This window comes from Marinoscillum sp., assembly GCF_965229915.1.
GTDB lineage: Bacteria > Bacteroidota > Bacteroidia > Cytophagales > Cyclobacteriaceae > Marinoscillum.
This window is the reverse complement of the sequence record NZ_CBDDJZ010000002.1, coordinates 273,988-290,712: the sequence shown is the minus strand read 5'-3', so window position 1 is coordinate 290,712 and position 16,725 is coordinate 273,988. Positions and strand designations below refer to the sequence as shown.

16 protein-coding genes are annotated in these 16,725 nt (G+C 43.7%); 9 read left to right on the top strand and 7 right to left on the bottom strand.

Going from position 1 to position 16,725, the window contains the following annotated elements; translation table 11 throughout:
* The first annotated feature begins 42 nt into the window (after positions 1-42).
* The 7 genes from ACO067_RS23300 to ACO067_RS23270 all read left to right on the top strand — a co-directional run bounded on the left by ACO067_RS23300 (position 43) and on the right by ACO067_RS23270 (position 7,418).
* Positions 43-630 carry a DapH/DapD/GlmU-related protein gene (locus tag ACO067_RS23300; RefSeq protein ID WP_421879112.1) on the top strand — a complete coding sequence of 196 codons (588 nt, stop codon included), beginning with the start codon at positions 43-45 and terminating at the stop codon, positions 628-630.
* A 12-nt stretch (positions 631-642) separates the two neighbouring features.
* The gene (locus ACO067_RS23295; RefSeq protein WP_421879109.1) at positions 643-1,095 is read left to right on the top strand and encodes a cyclophilin-like fold protein; all 453 of its coding nucleotides are present in this window, start codon (positions 643-645) and stop codon (positions 1,093-1,095) included.
* Between the two features lie 137 nt (positions 1,096-1,232).
* Positions 1,233-2,087: an aldo/keto reductase gene (locus tag ACO067_RS23290; protein ID WP_421879106.1), complete on the top strand. Its 855-nt coding sequence runs from the start codon at positions 1,233-1,235 to the stop codon at positions 2,085-2,087.
* Positions 2,088-2,161: 74 nt separating this feature from the next.
* Positions 2,162-2,557 (top strand): (R)-mandelonitrile lyase, encoded by a 396-nt coding sequence (locus tag ACO067_RS23285; RefSeq protein WP_421879104.1) that lies wholly within the window; start codon positions 2,162-2,164, stop codon positions 2,555-2,557.
* Positions 2,557-2,943, top strand: a complete 387-nt coding sequence (locus tag ACO067_RS23280) for a DUF2255 family protein (protein WP_421879102.1) — start codon at positions 2,557-2,559, stop codon at positions 2,941-2,943. Before ACO067_RS23285 ends, ACO067_RS23280 begins: the two co-directional genes overlap by 1 nt.
* 97 nt (positions 2,944-3,040) lie before the next feature.
* Positions 3,041-5,452, top strand: a complete 2,412-nt coding sequence (locus ACO067_RS23275; protein WP_421879099.1) for a glycoside hydrolase family 2 TIM barrel-domain containing protein — start codon at positions 3,041-3,043, stop codon at positions 5,450-5,452.
* A 112-nt stretch (positions 5,453-5,564) separates the two neighbouring features.
* Positions 5,565-7,418 (top strand): glycoside hydrolase family 2 protein, encoded by a 1,854-nt coding sequence (locus ACO067_RS23270; protein ID WP_421879096.1) that lies wholly within the window; start codon positions 5,565-5,567, stop codon positions 7,416-7,418.
* Between the two features lie 69 nt (positions 7,419-7,487).
* Here ACO067_RS23270 and ACO067_RS23265 read toward each other — a convergent pair whose 3' ends face one another.
* The 3 genes from ACO067_RS23265 to ACO067_RS23255 all read right to left on the bottom strand — a co-directional run bounded on the left by ACO067_RS23265 (position 7,488) and on the right by ACO067_RS23255 (position 9,280).
* Positions 7,488-8,030 (bottom strand): NADPH-dependent FMN reductase, encoded by a 543-nt coding sequence (locus ACO067_RS23265; protein ID WP_421879094.1) that lies wholly within the window; start codon positions 8,028-8,030, stop codon positions 7,488-7,490.
* A gap of 24 nt (positions 8,031-8,054) precedes the next feature.
* Positions 8,055-8,558: a DUF2480 family protein gene (locus tag ACO067_RS23260; RefSeq protein WP_421879091.1), complete on the bottom strand. Its 504-nt coding sequence runs from the start codon at positions 8,556-8,558 to the stop codon at positions 8,055-8,057.
* A gap of 98 nt (positions 8,559-8,656) precedes the next feature.
* Positions 8,657-9,280, bottom strand: coding sequence for a superoxide dismutase (locus ACO067_RS23255; RefSeq protein ID WP_421879087.1), 624 nt, complete (start codon positions 9,278-9,280; stop codon positions 8,657-8,659).
* Positions 9,281-9,461: 181 nt separating this feature from the next.
* Between ACO067_RS23255 and ACO067_RS23250 the strand changes: the two genes are divergently transcribed.
* Positions 9,462-10,097 (top strand): helix-turn-helix transcriptional regulator, encoded by a 636-nt coding sequence (locus ACO067_RS23250; RefSeq protein WP_421879083.1) that lies wholly within the window; start codon positions 9,462-9,464, stop codon positions 10,095-10,097.
* Here the strand turns inward: ACO067_RS23250 and ACO067_RS23245 are convergent.
* The 3 genes from ACO067_RS23245 to ACO067_RS23235 form a co-directional block, all read right to left on the bottom strand.
* Positions 10,094-11,650, bottom strand: coding sequence for a GH39 family glycosyl hydrolase (locus tag ACO067_RS23245; protein ID WP_421879080.1), 1,557 nt, complete (start codon positions 11,648-11,650; stop codon positions 10,094-10,096). The two genes, ACO067_RS23250 and ACO067_RS23245, sit on opposite strands and share 4 nt — an antisense overlap.
* A gap of 79 nt (positions 11,651-11,729) precedes the next feature.
* The gene (locus ACO067_RS23240; RefSeq protein ID WP_421879077.1) at positions 11,730-14,111 is read right to left on the bottom strand and encodes a cellulase family glycosylhydrolase; all 2,382 of its coding nucleotides are present in this window, start codon (positions 14,109-14,111) and stop codon (positions 11,730-11,732) included.
* Between the two features lie 151 nt (positions 14,112-14,262).
* Positions 14,263-15,774 carry a family 43 glycosylhydrolase gene (locus ACO067_RS23235; RefSeq protein ID WP_421879075.1) on the bottom strand — a complete coding sequence of 504 codons (1,512 nt, stop codon included), beginning with the start codon at positions 15,772-15,774 and terminating at the stop codon, positions 14,263-14,265.
* A gap of 207 nt (positions 15,775-15,981) precedes the next feature.
* Here ACO067_RS23235 and ACO067_RS23230 point away from each other — a divergent pair, with 207 nt between their 5' ends.
* The gene (locus tag ACO067_RS23230; RefSeq protein ID WP_421879072.1) at positions 15,982-16,299 is read left to right on the top strand and encodes a SiaC family regulatory phosphoprotein; all 318 of its coding nucleotides are present in this window, start codon (positions 15,982-15,984) and stop codon (positions 16,297-16,299) included.
* Positions 16,300-16,331: 32 nt separating this feature from the next.
* Here the strand turns inward: ACO067_RS23230 and ACO067_RS23225 are convergent, their stop codons facing one another.
* A complete protein-coding gene (locus ACO067_RS23225) occupies positions 16,332-16,652 on the bottom strand; it encodes a hypothetical protein (RefSeq protein WP_421879070.1) in 321 nt (106 codons plus the stop codon).
* Positions 16,653-16,725: the final 73 nt, after the last annotated feature.

Here is a 16,725-nt window from a genome sequence, read left to right as displayed (position 1 = left end):
GAGCAGAATAACAATTTTTGCAGAATAAACTAATTGTCCAATATGGTCTCTATTTCTAATCAACAACCTCCTAAAAACGACATTTTCGAAAGACTTAGATCCGGTGAGTCCATACCTATGGATGATCCGGATTATGGTGCTATCCGGGAAGTAGTCAATCGTACGATGAAGCTATCTCAAAAGCTTAATTGCTCTGAAGATGTCGATGAGGTAAGAAGGCATCTGAGCGCAATCACCGGCCAACAGATCGATAAGAGTACAGTAGTATTTATTCCTTTTCATACCAATGTAGGCATCAATATCCGTCTGGGTAAAAACGTCTTCATCAATCATGAATGCAGCTTTTTGGATATTGGAGGGATCACCATAGAAGATGAGGTGATGGTAGGCCCGCGAGTCAATATCAGTTCTGAAAATCACCCCACAGAGATCGCTACTAGAAAAACCATGGTTCCGGCCAAGGTGCTCATCAAACGAAATGCCTGGATTGGTGCCGGGGCAACCATTTTACCCGGTGTAACCATAGGAGAGAACTCTGTAATAGCGGCTGGGGCAGTTGTAACCAAAGATGTACCAGATAATGTGCTTGTTGGTGGAGTTCCAGCAAAGTTGATCAAATCCCTGGTTTAAACACCTGATGCGATGAAATACGGTTTTGCAATTTGTCTACTGAGCATGCTTCACTTGATGTGTAGTGCACAGGAGCAACTATCCACTGAGCCTTTAATACTCAATAATATGAAGCTAAAAATCACCTTTGGCGATACAGAACTAACCGCCACTCTATATGACAATCCGACCACCCTGGATTTGATTAAGCAACTGCCTATTACCACCAAGCTGGAAGATTACGCCGGCACTGAGAAGATTTTTTATCCGAAGCAGAAGCTGACCAGGGAAAGTGCACCTGATGGATATACACCATCAAAAGGGGATATTACTTACTATGCTCCCTGGGGTGATGTGGCCATTTTTTACAAAGACTTTGGCTATGCTAAGGGACTTATCAGTCTTGGCGTGATTGATAATAACGGCATTGAGCAATTAATGACTGTGGGAAGTACGGAAGTGATACTGGAGCTTCAGGGAGATTGAAGAAAGGTTTGAAATTCTTAATCATAGATTTGATTTCATTAGAACTTCACTCAATTAAAATCGATTAATAAAGTGTGTCTACCTGGGGAAAGTAGGAGGCAATCAAAACCGATTTTAAAGAAGGAAAAAACAAACAAATGATTTTACAAGAAACGTATACACTGAACAACGGAGTAGAAATTCCAAAACTAGGACTAGGTACCTGGTTCATTAGCAATGAAGATTCAGTAGGTGCTGTCCAAGAAGCCATAAAACTTGGTTACAAACACATAGATACGGCCCAGGCTTACCAAAACGAAGCTGGTGTAGGTGAAGGAATCAAAGCATCTGGTGTTAACCGAGAAGGCCTTTTCATCACCACCAAGCTGGCTGCAGAAGTAAAGTCTTACGACGAAGCGGTAGCATCTATTGATCAGTCTTTAGCAACTATGGGATTGGATTACCTGGACCTGATGATCATCCACAGCCCGAAACCTTGGCAAGAATGGCAGGACGAAGACCGTTACTTTGAAGGTAACAAAGAGGCGTGGAGAGCGCTGGAAGATGCTTACAAAGCTGGTAAACTAAAAGCGATTGGTGTATCCAACTTTGAAAAAGAAGATCTGGAAAACATCCTGGAATCATGTACAGTAAAACCAATGATCAACCAGGTGTTGGCTCACATTAGTAACACCCCTTTTGACTTGATTGAGTTCTGCGAGAAGAATGATATTCTGGTGGAGGCTTACTCACCGATAGGTCACGGAGAGCTATTCAAAAACGAGCAAATAGCGAGTATGGCAGAGAAATACGAGGTTTCTGTTCCTCAGCTGTCTATCAGATACTGTCTGGAACTTGGTCTGTTACCATTGCCAAAAACAGCCAACCTGGACCACATGCATAACAATGCTGACTTGGATTTTGAGATCTCTAATGAAGATCTAGAGACCTTGAAGAACATGGAGCAAATAAAAGATTATGGAGAGGCAAGTATGTTCCCTGTTTACCAATAAGCACAGATAGAACATGCTGAGGAGCTTTAGTGGGGTAATTCCTGCTAGAGCTTTCTTTTTTAAAATAAATCAATATGAAAATCATTAAAAACGGACAAGTTCCTTCTATGAAGGGACCAGAAGACTGGTTCACCGGATCAGTCAGACTAGATGGGTTATTCCAAAACACTGAGTCAACTCGTGCCTCAGGTGCTCTGGTCACTTTTGAGCCCGGCGCGAGAACAGCCTGGCATACACATCCAGCTGGACAGACATTGATCGTAACTACCGGGCTTGGCTGGGTACAGCGTGAAGGTGGCCCAATTGAGGAGATACACCCGGGTGATGTTGTTTGGTTTGAGCCGGATGAGAAACACTGGCATGGAGCTTCAGCCGAAAAAGCGATGAGTCATATTGCTATTCAAGAATCGGTGGATGGAAGTGCAGTAACCTGGATGGAACAAGTAACTGACGAACAATACAAAAAGTAATGGCAGAATTATCCAATACACTTAGCAGGGAAGAAATAGAGGAGATAGCGAGCAAGGACGACTTTCACATCGCACCATATCGTGCGGATGGTGAGACCTTTGGGACGCCTACCTGGATCTGGTCAGTAACAGTGGACGGACGTCTATTTGTGCGGGCTTACAATGGTGTTAATTCTCGCTGGTACCAATCAGCCATGCAACAAAAGGCGGGCAAAATTGAAGCAGCTGGTATGGTCAAAAAAGTCAGCTTTGCACCAATAGAGGGTGCAATCAATGAGCAGATTGACCAAGCTTACAAAGACAAGTATTCCAGCAGTCCTTATATGAATGCGATGATCAGTGATCGAGCAAAGGCAGCTACAGTAGAGGTATCGGCTTACAGTTGATTAACGCCTGAGGTAAAAGCAGCGTGATCGATCTCATGGATTCAGTGAAGCGTCATTTATGTACCTTGGGGTGTAAAAGTAAAAACAACACAAATTCATGAGATCTATTTTTTTAGGGCTTTTTATTGCTTCCTTATGCTTCGGGTGTAGCTCAGATAAGCTACCTGATTCGGCAGAGAGAAAGCAGCTGTTCGATTACAATTGGAAGTTCCAACTAGGCGATTTACCAGAAGCGAGTGAGGTAGATTATGATGATTCGAGTTGGCGCAATCTAGATTTACCACACGATTGGAGTATCGAAAGTCGACCGAAGATTACCAACACTACAGGAAACGATGGTGGTTATTTTCAGGCCGGCATAGGTTGGTATAGAAAGACATTTGAAGTACCTGTTGCCTGGGAAGGTAAGAAAGTATCCGTCTATTTCGGAGGTGTCTACATGAATGCTGAAGTGTTTATCAACGGCCAGTCGTTGGGAACGCATCCTTACGGCTATACTTCTTTTTCTCACGACTTGACACCTTATCTCAAGTATGGAAACGAGAATACCCTGGCCGTAAAAGTGGACAACTCCATCCAGAAGAACAGCCGCTGGTACAGCGGGTCAGGTATCTATCGGCATGTCTGGATGCAGGTCACCAATCCAGTACATATAGCCCAGTGGGGCGTAGCTATTACCACACCTTCTGTGAGCCAGGAGAAGGCCATCGTGTCAGTAGCCTCTACTTTGGAAAATGAAACCGCTCAGGATAAAGTGGTTTCCGTAAGTACGAGGATCACTAAAGGTGAAGTAGGCTTAGCAGAAGTGCTAGATGAAGTGGAGATTCCAGCCAACAGTGAAATCACCTTGAAGCAAGAACTAGAGGTATCCAACCCAGATTTATGGTCTCCTGAAAATCCAAGTCTTTACAACGCGAATGTATCGATCATTTCTAATGATGAATCAGTTGATGAAATCACCGAGGAATTTGGGATTCGCAGTATTGACTATTCGGCGGAATCCGGCTTTCTGCTGAATGGGCAATCCATTCTTCTAAACGGAGGTTGCGTACATCACGATAATGGTGCTTTGGGTGCCAAGGCCTATGACCGAGCAGAAGTACGGAAAGTAGAACTATTAAAGCAAGCAGGCTTCAATGCCGTCAGAACAGCACACAATCCACCGTCCGAAGCTTTCCTCGCAGCATGTGATCGTCTGGGACTATTGGTCGTAGACGAAGCTTTTGATGGGTGGCGAACAGCCAAGGCACCCCAAGCGCCGAAGGATTACTCATTACACTTTGATGATTGGTGGCAAAGAGATATTGAGTCGATGATTTATAGAGATCGCAATCATCCATCCATTATCATGTGGAGTACGGGCAATGAGATCATTGAGCGCACAGAACCACAAGCGGTGAAAACGGCCAACATGCTAGCTACCCATGTGAGAAGTATTGATCCAACTCGGCCCGTCACCTCAGCGCTAACCACCTGGGATCAGGGGTGGGAGCGGTTCGACCCCTTATTTGCACAGCATGATATTGGTGGTTACAACTACCAGTTGTTTCGAGCTGTAGATGACCATGAACGCGTTCCAGATCGAATTATGGTAAGCACAGAGTCATACCCTAGAGATGCGTTTGCTATCTGGAACATGGTTCACAAGTATGATTACATCATCGGTGATTTTGTGTGGACGGCAATGGATTACCTGGGCGAATCAGGTATCGGTGCTTATTACTATCCCGATGAGAAAGCGGACGAGCATTGGGTGAGTGATCGTTATCCCTGGCACGGTGCTTACTGTGGAGATATCGACCTGACTGGTTGGCGTAAGCCAATCTCTCATTATAGAAACTTACTTTGGAATGAATCAGAGAAACTATACATGGCCGTTCGTGAACCAAATCCAGAAGAAGGACAAATAAGCCTCACCGGATGGGCAGTGTGGCCGACATGGGAGAGTTGGAACTGGCCGGAGTACGAAGGAAAGACGGTGGAAGTAGAAGTTTATTCTAAGTATCCTAAGGTCCAGTTGTATCAATCGGGGGAATTGATTGGTGAAAAGGAAACAACAATCACTCAAGAGTTTAAAGCGGTGTTTCCAGTGACCTACGAACCTGGAGAGCTGAAAGCTGTGGCTATCAAAAACGGACAAAGGGTTGATTCTACTTTATTGGCAACAGCTGGGGAGCCTGCTGATATTAGGCTTTCCGCAGATCGAAAAAAGTTGGAGGCCACTGGTCAGGACTTGTCGTATGTCACCGTTGAAATAGTAGACGCTGAGGGCTTGCCCGTTCCGAATGCCAACCATCAGCTACAATTCAGTATCAATGGACCTGGAGTAATAGAGGCAGTAGATAATGCCAATCTAAAGGATAATGATTTGTACACTGCTCAGAGTCGCAAAGCTTGGAATGGTCGTGCTTTGGTAGTCATTAGAGGTTTTCGAAAACCTGGTACTGTGCGTTTAACAGCGGAAGCATCTGGACTTGGAAAATCAGAAATCACACTAGAAGTGCAGTGATCTAACTAGCTGTTTAGTGTTAAGTGAGTCATTGGTGTAGAGTTTTTTGACTCCTAGAATAGTATCTCAAATTATTATGTGTAATTTAGACACTTATTAATAACCCTTAGAAATGATGCGAACAAAACCCACTCTAGCATTAGTCCTTATATTCTTTGGACTATTCCTGACAGACCTTAGTGCACAAGAACTTCTTACCAATGTCTATGGTAGAGATATTACCAGTTTGAACGGTACGTGGCAGTACATTATAGATCCATATGAGACTGGTTTCTATGATTATCGTTTCAAAGAAAAAGGTGAGAAAGACCCTGGGGCTTATTGGAACAGCGGAGTTGCATGGGACAAGACGGCCATGATAGAGCACGGATATTCGGATGCTCAGACATTACAAGTTCCTGGAGACTGGAATTCTCAGGATCGAGTGTTTTTATACTATGAGGGTACCGTGTGGTATAAGAAGTCCTTTGACTACCAGAAGAAAAACGCCGCAAATCGGGTATTCCTATATTTCGGAGCGGTAAACTACAAAGCAGATGTGTATCTGAATGGCAAAAAGCTTGGAGCACACAAAGGTGGGTTTACGCCTTTTCAGTTTGAGGTGCCCGCTGACCTCCTAAAAGAGAAAGATAATTTTGTAGTAGTGAAAGTGGATAACAAACGCCACAAAGACGAAGTGCCTACCGTGAATACCGATTGGTGGAACTACGGTGGGATTACGCGTGATGTACTTTTGGTGGAAACTGCACCGGTATTTGTAGAAGATTACTTTGTGGAGCTGAGTTATCCTACAGCTAAGCTTAAGCCAACCATGAAAAAGGCTGAAGCGAGTGGGTGGGTCAAGCTAAATGGCGCTAAAATGGGCGAGCAAGTGACTATTGAGATTCCTGAATTGAAGGTGAAAAAGACTATTAAATACACGGACTCCATTACGAAGTTCACGCTCGATTTGTCCAAGGTAGAGCTTTGGTCGGATGTGAATCCAAAGCGTTATGAGATTGCGCTAAGCACCTCTAGTGACAAGCTGACTGACAAAATTGGATTTAGAAAAATAGAAGTTTCGGGCACGGATATTTTATTGAACGGAGAGCCTGTTTTCTTCAGAGGCATTTGCCTGCATGAAGAGGAACCAACCGAAATGCGTAGAGCCAATTCCAGAGAAGATGCAGAGCTTTTGTTGGGTTGGGCTCAAGAGCTGAATGCCAACTTCGTTCGATTGGCTCACTATCCGCATAACGAAGAAATCATTCGTACCGCGGATTCTCTTGGAATCCTACTGTGGTCAGAAATTCCAGTTTACTGGACCATCGACTTTGACAATCCTGAAGTACTCAAGAAGGCTAAGATTCAACTCAATGAAATGATCAAAAGGGACCGCAACAGGCCAAGTGTCATTGTGTGGTCTGTGGGTAACGAAACGCCCGTTTCGCCAACCAGAACGGAGTTTATGAAAGAACTAGTGGTGACAGCCAAAGAGCTGGATGACTCGCGCTTGGTGTCTGCTGCACTGGAGGTTCATTACAACAAAGAAAAGAACACGATCAACGATCCTTTGGGGGCTTATACAGATATTGTTTCAGTGAATGAATACTTGGGGTGGTACATTGGGTTGCCATCTTACTGTCAGACCGCACAGTGGGAGACCATTTACGATAAACCATTGATCTTTAGTGAGACTGGAGCAGGAGCGAAGGGTGGCTTCCATGCAGACTCAATGACTAGATGGAGTGAGGAATACCAGGAGTGGTTTTACGAGGAGCAGGTAGCTATGATGAAGCGTATGCCTGAAAATTACACCGGGCTTACTCCGTGGATCTTAGTGGATTTCAGATCGCCGAAACGCAACAACCCAACTTGCCAGGAAGGGTGGAACAGAAAAGGTCTGATCGATGAGAACGGAGAGAAAAAGAAAGCCTTCTTCGTGCTACAGAAGTATTACGAGGAGCTAAAGAATGCTAAGAAGTAAAAATATAAAAGGCATTAAAAAACCCTTTACAGGTCTCTGTAAAGGGTTTTTTCGTTTATAAGTAAATACCTAATGATCAGGCCCTGTGACCAATACCTCGGCCATTAATTCAAGACGCTGTTGATAGTCGGGGCTGATGGCGTCATCTGCTCCGAATAAGTCACTTCGTTTAATTGGCACATTGTAGGGAGATACCCAGGCTCTCAGTGATTTAGCCACTGCATCCATGGAATTAATTCCTTGAAGTGCTTGAACACCATCTGCCCAGCAAATCAGGCCAATGCGCTTACCTGTCAGATATGGTTTAGGCAGTCCGGCGCTGCATTCCAGCCAGTCCAGGCAGTTTTTCATAGCACCAGTCATGCTGCCATGATATAGAGGAGTCAACCAAATGTGCAGATCCGCTTCACGGAAAATCTCGTTCATTTTTTCTACGGACTCTGGGATTCCCTTGATTTCTGTATCAAACAATGGAATGCCCGAATCAGCCAGATTGAAGACCTGGACATCTACGGATTTCTCACTTATAATTTGTGACAGATACGCGCTCAGTCTATTTGACGTAGCGTTTTCCTGTCGTTCCATGGCTCCATTTACTATAAGTACTTTCATCACTTCAGATCGATTTACTTTGATTTAATTCTTCCAGATTACTTTGGGTAATCCAGCTTCTCCATACATCAATGTTTTGACCACAGGTTTGAGCCTGGTGGTACAAGCCACGAAGATAGAAGGATCTAAATCCACATGAGCCCTAATGACTACTTTCTTGTCTTTAAGCTCATTGAAATCTGCTTGTTCTATTTGCTGTTTCCACAGGTACAAATTGTGTATTTCATGTGGTCCAAAAAAGACATCACTGGCTATTACTTCCAGATGACTGGCGATCATCATGTAAGTCCATGGTGGTACGATGGTATCTACCGAACAAAATACCGCTACGGGTTTGTTGGCATATTGAGACCATTCTATGCTTTGCAGGCATTCCTTAAAATGCTTTTCCTGGATGATAAGCTCATGAAAGAGCAATGTCTTTAGATCAAACGGAACACTTCGATTTGTAGGACGAAAATCATAGGGGTCTACCGTAAGAATTCCTGAGGTTTCTACTTTGTTAAGGATTTGGTTGCTGGTCATCATTCAACTAGCTATCATGAGAGAGGTGTAAAATGAAATAGGGAAGGGATACTTCAACGATCATAAATACCCTTCACCCATTTCGTCATCAGTAAACCGAATTACTTCACTTTCGCTAGCGCTTCTTCGTAGTTTTTCTCTACCGCAGCCCAGTCTAGCACATCCCAAAATGCATTAAGGTAGTCTGGACGTCTGTTTTGATATTTGAGGTAGTAAGCATGTTCCCATACGTCTACTCCCAGAATCGGGAAACCCTGGCTTGTAGCATTGATATCCATAAGTGGGTTGTCTTGATTTGGAGTAGAGGATACTTCAATAGCACCATTGTGTTTTACTAGCAGCCATGCCCAACCTGACCCAAACTGAGTGGCACCAGCATTGTTAAACTGCTCTTTGAATTGGTCAAGGCTTCCAAATACTTTGTTGATCTCTTCTGCTAGAACTCCTTCAGGTGCTTTTTTGGGTGAAGGGGAAAGAATTTTCCAGAATAGCGAGTGGTTGTAGTGACCTCCGCCATTGTTTCTGATTGCCGGGCTGTACTTGCTGATGTTCTTAAGGATGTCTTCCAGGTCTTCGCTGGCAGCATCACTTCCTTCCAAAGCAGCATTCAACTTATTGATGTAAGCCTGGTGGTGCTTGGTATGGTGGATGGTCATTGTTTCTTTATCGAAATGTGGTTCTAATGCGTCTACCGCATAAGGTAATTCTGGCAATGTGTAACTCATAACTATTGCTTTTTGATGTTCTTTAATGTTTTACAAATGTAGTTAATGGAACGTATAAAACAACTAAAAGGTTGTTAAAATAATAGGCTTATTTACCAACTTAGATGTTAATTAATGTATCAGTTGCCTAATGGTTAATTGAAATTCATTAGAATTTGTACATTTGGAATAGAATAAAACAATGGCAACATTGGAAAAAAACAGCACTACAGACAAGATTTTACACACCGTGAAAGTGGCCGGTGATGTCACGGCCGAAGGTTTATCACGCGAATTGAATATCACGAAAGAGGGAGCCCGAAAGCATCTGCTAAAACTAGAGCAGAGTGGTTTACTGAAAAGTGATGCAAAAAGCGAAGGAGTAGGTAGGCCAGTAACGCACTATTCATTGACCGATCAAGGTCTATCCAAATTTCCAGATACCCATGCTCAAGTCACAGTGGATTTACTTAAATCAGTAAAGCATCTGCTAGGCGATAATGCACTCGACTTGCTGATAAGTGATCGGGAAAAGCAAACCTATGACCGATACCGTGAAGCCATGGAAGAAGACAACACTCTGGAAAAGCGTTTAGACAAATTGGTGAAGATGCGCACACGTGAAGGGTATATGGCGGATTGGAAGAAAGACGGTGACGAATACTTCTTGATTGAAAACCATTGCCCAATTTGTGCGGCTGCTACTGAATGTCAGGGCTTCTGCCGAGCAGAATTGAAGAACTTTAAACAACTGATCGGTGAAGAGTATCAGGTGGAACGAGTGAAGCATATTCTAGCCGGGGAGCAACGATGTGTTTATAGTATTAAGACACGCTAATTTTTCTTGTTTAATGTAAGAAGGAATACGTCATTCTCACGCATCTCAATTTCCCGTTGGAACTTTCCATTCTTGTTTACCTTGACAGGTTCACTTTTAATCGCTCTTCCTGTACTTGCTCGTTTTAGAATTTCTACTTGCTGCCTGGTCAGCTGAGCAGGACTACCCATCTTAATGTAAGCGGTGTATGGGTCATTCGTATTATAGCCTGTTTGATAAATACTGAGCGTGTATTCACCTTTTTCCAAACCCTTGACCTCCAGCTTTACAGTTCCTTTGGCTTTTGCAGGAAGGTCCGTGGAGTAGTAGTCCTGATTATTGGTAGAGTCAGGCAAGGTATAGGTAAAGTCCCATAACAACAGTTGAAAGTCCCCTCGATCGTTTTTGGTAACCCAAGACATGCTGTCGCTATTGCTTAGCTCAGTATCTCCCAGTACATTTAAGAAGCTGTAAGCATGATAAGCTGACTTTTTAATTCCCTGAGTATTCATCAACCCGAATCCACCGTGAAATGCCTCAAATCTCGGACCTGGCTCTTCGAAGATGTCAGTGAATACCCAATAGGACATTGACTGAGCTGCTGGTCCTATCTGTTTCAACTTCTGCAGAATGTAGGCTGCCTCGTGGTAGCTATCATGGATGGGGTCGGCAGGCGTGTAGGAAGCACTCCATTCGGTAATGTGTAGCTCCAGGTCTGGTTTGGTTGATTCGCTAATTTCTTTTCTACTTTGGATGATGTCGCTGCTCACGGCCATTGGTTCTGGGTTGAGGACTGTACCATGACCACCATACTCATCCAGAAAGCCTTCCTTTACCCCATAACTATGTGTGCTGATGAAATCTAGTGGTACGTCATTTTCTTCACAGAACTGAATCATCTCAGGTTCCCAGGCAGCTCCGGCTGTGGCAGGACCTCCAACTTTATAAGCACTATTTACTCGTTTCACTGCTCGAGCGGCGTATTCATACAGTTTGAAATATTCCTCCATGGAGCCATCCCAAAACCAAGGTGTAAGGTTGGGCTCATTCCACACTTCGAAATACCAGGACTTGACTTCCTCTTCGCCGTAGCGTTCCTCAAAGTGCCGTGCCAAATTTTCAATTAGCTCACCCCAGCGATCATAATCACTAGGAGGTGTTACGTTTCCTTTCCACCAGAAGATGGTTCGCTCACCGCTCGCCATACCTTCAGGCATAAACCCAAGCTCGACAAAGGGTTTGATGTCAATGCTCAATAGATAATCAAAAAGCACATCGATGTACTGAAAGTTGTACATGGGTTCACCCTCTCGATTGACTTTATAGACTCCCATATCGTCAGTTAGTAGACCATGCATACGGATGTATCGAAAGCCACAATCCTCCTTGGTCATCTTCAACTGTTGCTGCCAGTCCGCCCGAAGACCTTCGTTGGCACGGCCTGCGCCAATGCATTCATTAAAGGTCTTATTTAATGAGCCTTTTACATTTTGTACATCTATGCTGATGGTGCGATACTGTGCGGAAACAGTAAAAGTCAGCATAAAAAGAAGGGTGTAAAAAATAGATTTCATATAAACTATCTGTTTGATCAAAGCTGATGAAATGGAATCGCACATGGGATTAGGTCCCACATGCGATTTGTAGGTGAGGTTACTTGATAATGAGTTTTTTCACCGTTTCCATAGCATTTGTTTTAATGTTGATAAAGTAAATTCCAGGTTCAAGATCTGACTTCAGGGTCAAATACGGAGCACTTATTTGATGCTGATAAACCACTTTGCCTTCAATGTCCAGAATATGAATAATTGAGGAGTCTTCATCGGGTAGACTGATAGTGAAAACCCCATCTTCAGAAGGATTCGGGTATACGTTCACTCTATTATGGTCTACTAATTCCTCAATCGACACGGTAGTTCTGGCAGAGGTACTAATCAATTGCCACTGTGCATTCTGACTGGTGGTATTGGCCCATTGACCACAGGCACTGCCATTGGAGCTACGACCCATACCATCGAGGTACAGACCCGAAGCACGATTTTGCAAGCGATAATAACTACCGTCAAATTGCTGAACAGACCAATGCGAGTTTTGACTCGTTGTGTTAGCCCATTGACCTACGTTGGAGCCATTAGATGAACGTCCCATTCCATCCAGTAGTAGTCCTGTTCCTACATTTCTTAGCTGAGCGTATCCATTGCCTACGTCTACAAATTCCCACTTGGAATTGGGATGACTCGTGTTGCCATATTGCCCACAATCCTCACCATTTGTCGTTCTACCCATACCATCCAAAAACAGCCCAGTAGCTCTGTTTTGCAGTTGATAAACAGAGCTGGAAGGACCTCCGCCTCCTGAGCAGTTGGTAGCAGAATTTCCAGCTCCCGAAGGAGACCCAGAGCCACTTAGGTAAAGTTTGTCAAGTTGGGTGCCATCTTCACGATAGGCAATGGTCAATGTATGACTGCCAGCGCTCAATGAATAACTGGTTACATCGTCCCAGGTCCATGAAGTAGATCCGGGAGCTATATTGTTCCAATTGAGCCATGAACCACCGTCCATTCTGATCCAGAAAGAGTCATCTGACCCCGTTGGAGCAATCACTCTGGCCCATAAGTTGTAATTGCCAGACGTGTTAACAGAAAAGGTATAGTTGATATGGCCACTGGAATTGCCAGGAGCACTGCCAGTGCTGTTGTTGCCTGACTGGATAGCTACATATTGACCATTAGAGGCGCTGGAACTGGAGGAAGTCTGCCACAAAGAGCCAACTGAGCCGCATTCGGCTTCCAACCAAATCTGGTCATTTCCATTGCCCGAACCGCCACCAGTGCTGCCCGGAGTTAGTGCGTCTATCGTTGTCTGATCCATTACAGAAGCATTGTTTCGATTGAACAATCCTGATCCAGCATCACCAGTATCCCAATAGATTGGAATCATTCCTCTACTTATAGCGGCATTGGTCACATACTGATGAAAGTACTCACGTGATGCTAAATGAAGCGCCAGGTCAGAACCACTTAAATTGGTGCGTTTGATGGCCAGAAACTCTCCAATAATGACAGGCACGCCATTATTCACAAACTTGGATTGCATCATGCCAAATAAGTTATTGAGGTCTGCCTCTTCGCCCCAGGTGGCATTTCTAGAAGGTAGTGTGGAAGAATGGTAGCCATTGCCCCAGAAGTAAAACATGTTACCCCAACTGGCGTCTTCTGTCATCAGACAGTATTGATATGGAGTATAGTAGTGAACCTCTACCATCATCCGGTTGGCAATCTGATCGGTAGGTAGCGTGTTCATTAACTGGTTAGTCTTTTCAATGTCCGTGGAAGGTCCTTGAATAATTAAAGTTCTAGAGCTGTTGTTGCCACCTGTAGCTCTTACCGTATTCACAAAAGTCTGGTGATAGGAAAGCAGAACAGACATTTCAGAGGCATTGTCCGCATGAGGTTCATTAGCACTGGCAAACAGCAAATGTTCATCGTAATTCCTAAATCGGGTGGCGATTTGGTTCCAGTAGTTTTGCTGTTTAGCGTTGACTGCAGCTTGTGAAGAAGTGTTGACATTCTCTTCGAGCCAGCCGCCATCCCAGTGAATATTCAGGACTACATATAGATCATTGTTCATGCAATAGTCGACTACTTGCTGGACACGATTCATCCAGGCTGGATCGATGACTCCTGTTGACTGATTCGCGTGAGTATCCCATGCAACCGGTAATCTTACTGTGTTAAACCCTGCAGCTTTTACACTGTTGATTAGTTGCTGCGAAGCTTGTGGGTTGCCCCAGGCTGTCTCTCCAGGAATCGCTTCCAGCGTGTTTCCCAGATTCCATCCAGCACCCATTTGCGAGGCAATCTGTGTGGCCGGAGGAAGCTGACCATAGCTCAGATATGGAATAAGGAAAAGTGCAAAAAGGATTACTAGTGTGAAAAGCCTGTATGATTGGATTTTCCGAAAGGAATTTCCTGTGTCAGGTGACTTGGTTTTCAGATCCAACGTGTGGGTCCGTGTTAATAATAGCTTTTTCATAGCATCATAATTAGGTTATAGAATAATTGAGGTTAAAAGATCATATGATAGGGTGGAGTGTTTGTTGTCTTCTACCTCTCATTAGGTTAGTTCATATTCATAATTAGCTGATATTTAATGGTTTATACAGATACTGTTCAGTTCAAAATCTCTATTCTTTGATTGGTTGATAGCTGAAATTCTTAAACTTGACCTCCCCGTCTCCAACTGAAACCAACCCGATTCTAAGGCTCATGAATCCACTTAAGATGTTGTGGTGATAAGGAGAAGCTTCAAATGAGTTTTCTGTCTTTGTCCAGCTCCTGCCATCCAGGCTGTAGTACATATTCACCGTATTTCGGTTATTGACCAGTTTCAAGTAAACTCGTCCATTGATCACCTCTTTTTCTGTAGGGAATTGCCAACCCCGCAGGTTGGTGAGGATGTCCTTTTTATCTGCTAGCATGCCAGAGAAAGCACGGTAGTTGTAGAATAGGATTAAACCGGCTTTTGCTTCTCCGGAGACTTCCACTTCCACCTGGGCACTATATGAATGATCTGAAGGAATGTAAAGTAGGGGTGGACTATCAAATAATGAGGTTCCTTTACCGGTAACCACCAAGCCGTCTTTCAGTGAAAATCTATCTTGATCATCTCCTCCAAAGAACTTCCACTGAGGGTTTAGTCTGTCATCATTAAAATCATCGTTAAAGGCCTTAGCTGTATTTTGATTGGTTACAGAGGGCAATGAAATTGACTTGGTAATGTCGATGAAGTCAGGTATTTGGTACCAGTCATCTTTGGTCCATTCTATTGGAGTGAGCATCGTTTGACGGCCCATGTTGTAGTGGTCTTTTTCATAGCCATGAAAAACCATCCACCAATTGCCGTCCACATCATCAAAGACTGTTCCATGGCCTACAGACCACCATTTTTCATCTGGAGAAGAAGTTCTTAAGATTGGATTATGTGGAGAGTTTTCCCAAGGTCCGTCGAGGGATTTGGACCTGGCTGAAATGACCATATGCCCGGTGGCTGGGCCAGCTGTGCCACCCTCTGCTACAGTGAGGTAAAAGTATTCACCTCGCTTGAACAGCTTAGGACCTTCCATACAAAAGCATTCGATGGACCACTCTCTCGGTATTTCCCAGCCATCATAGACGTGCTTTACTTCTCCAGCAACAGCAAGGCCATCTTGGGTCAGTGGAACATACGATCCGCTGCTGAAAAACAAGAAGCGATTGCCATCATCGTCCACCGCATGTCCCGGGTCAATCATCGAAATATCAATCTCTATGGGATCAGTCCATGGACCTGAGATGTTGTCTGCAGTGATGACATAGTTTTTATTACTTGCCGGAAAGTAGATGTAGTACTTGCCCTCGTATTTGGTGAGTTCTGGTGCCCATACCGATCCAACATATTTGTGTAGTGAATTAGCTACTGGTGACCAATTGATTAGATCTGTAGAATGCCAAATCAATAATCCAGGATAATATTCAAAAGAAGAATGGACCATATAAAAATCTTCTCCATCTCTGAGAATACTTGGATCAGGATAGTCTCCAGAAAATATTGGGTTTTGGAATGTAGCCTTAGTGTCTGGCTCTTGTTGCTTGATGGGCGCTTTAGTACAAGCTAGCAATACCAAAAGAAGGGCTGGAAGAAATATGGAAATTCTCATGTGAGTCTGTTGTTGTCAAGGACAAACAAAGCTCAAAATTTCGGATTTAGAAGGCCAACTATTGCACCAATTGGGTATACTATTGTCAGCATATGGGTTAACAGCCATTTAATCACCAACATCAATACATAAGGATTTGATCATGCTACGATAAACGATAGCTTTCATTGCGAGTGCATCTTTACATCACAGCTAAGACATACACTTATGAAACTAGTAACTACTCCTGCATTCTTGCCAGGATCCAGTTCCAATCAATTGACTATACATACCACAACTAAAATCAGTCAGTTTTGCGCTGTTTTGGATCCTTTGGTTGAGGAGTTCAAAAGGCAAGTCCTATCGATGGGAATGGGAGATGTAACCATTTGCCTGGATGTGCTAAATGTGCAAAAAACAAAAATGCTTTTTGAACTTTTTAAATTCATGAAGCAGCAGCAGGAATCAGGAGCAATGGTAAAAGTCTACTGGGAGGTGGAAGTGAGTAATATTATGATGTTGGAAACTGCGATGGATTTTGCTTAGCTGTATCAGTTGGAAGTGGTCATTTCATTGGTTTAGTCGAACCGCTGGGTTCTTCGTCCTTCTTCATCTACTATCCAACCATAGTACCTGATCAAATGATTTTGCTGAGCGTGTAGTCTAAAAAGAGAATGACGTTGTTCATTTTCGAATGCGAGGGTTTCAATGGACACGATCTTCACCCGGCCATTTTTAATAGCATAAAGGTCTGGAATCAATCCAGCAATCCTCGGTGGCTTTTTAAATCCTTTTAATTTGTTGGCAAATACTTGCCAACCGTCCATGGTCAGGTCTTTAGCTTCACGTAGTAGCCCCAGGTCGTGAGCAGAAGAGGCAATGTCAATTTCGGGTTTCATCCATTTGGGTTTTCAATCTGCTATCTAAAATAATGAATTGATAACCATTAGGTAATGATTGTATGTGCCTTGT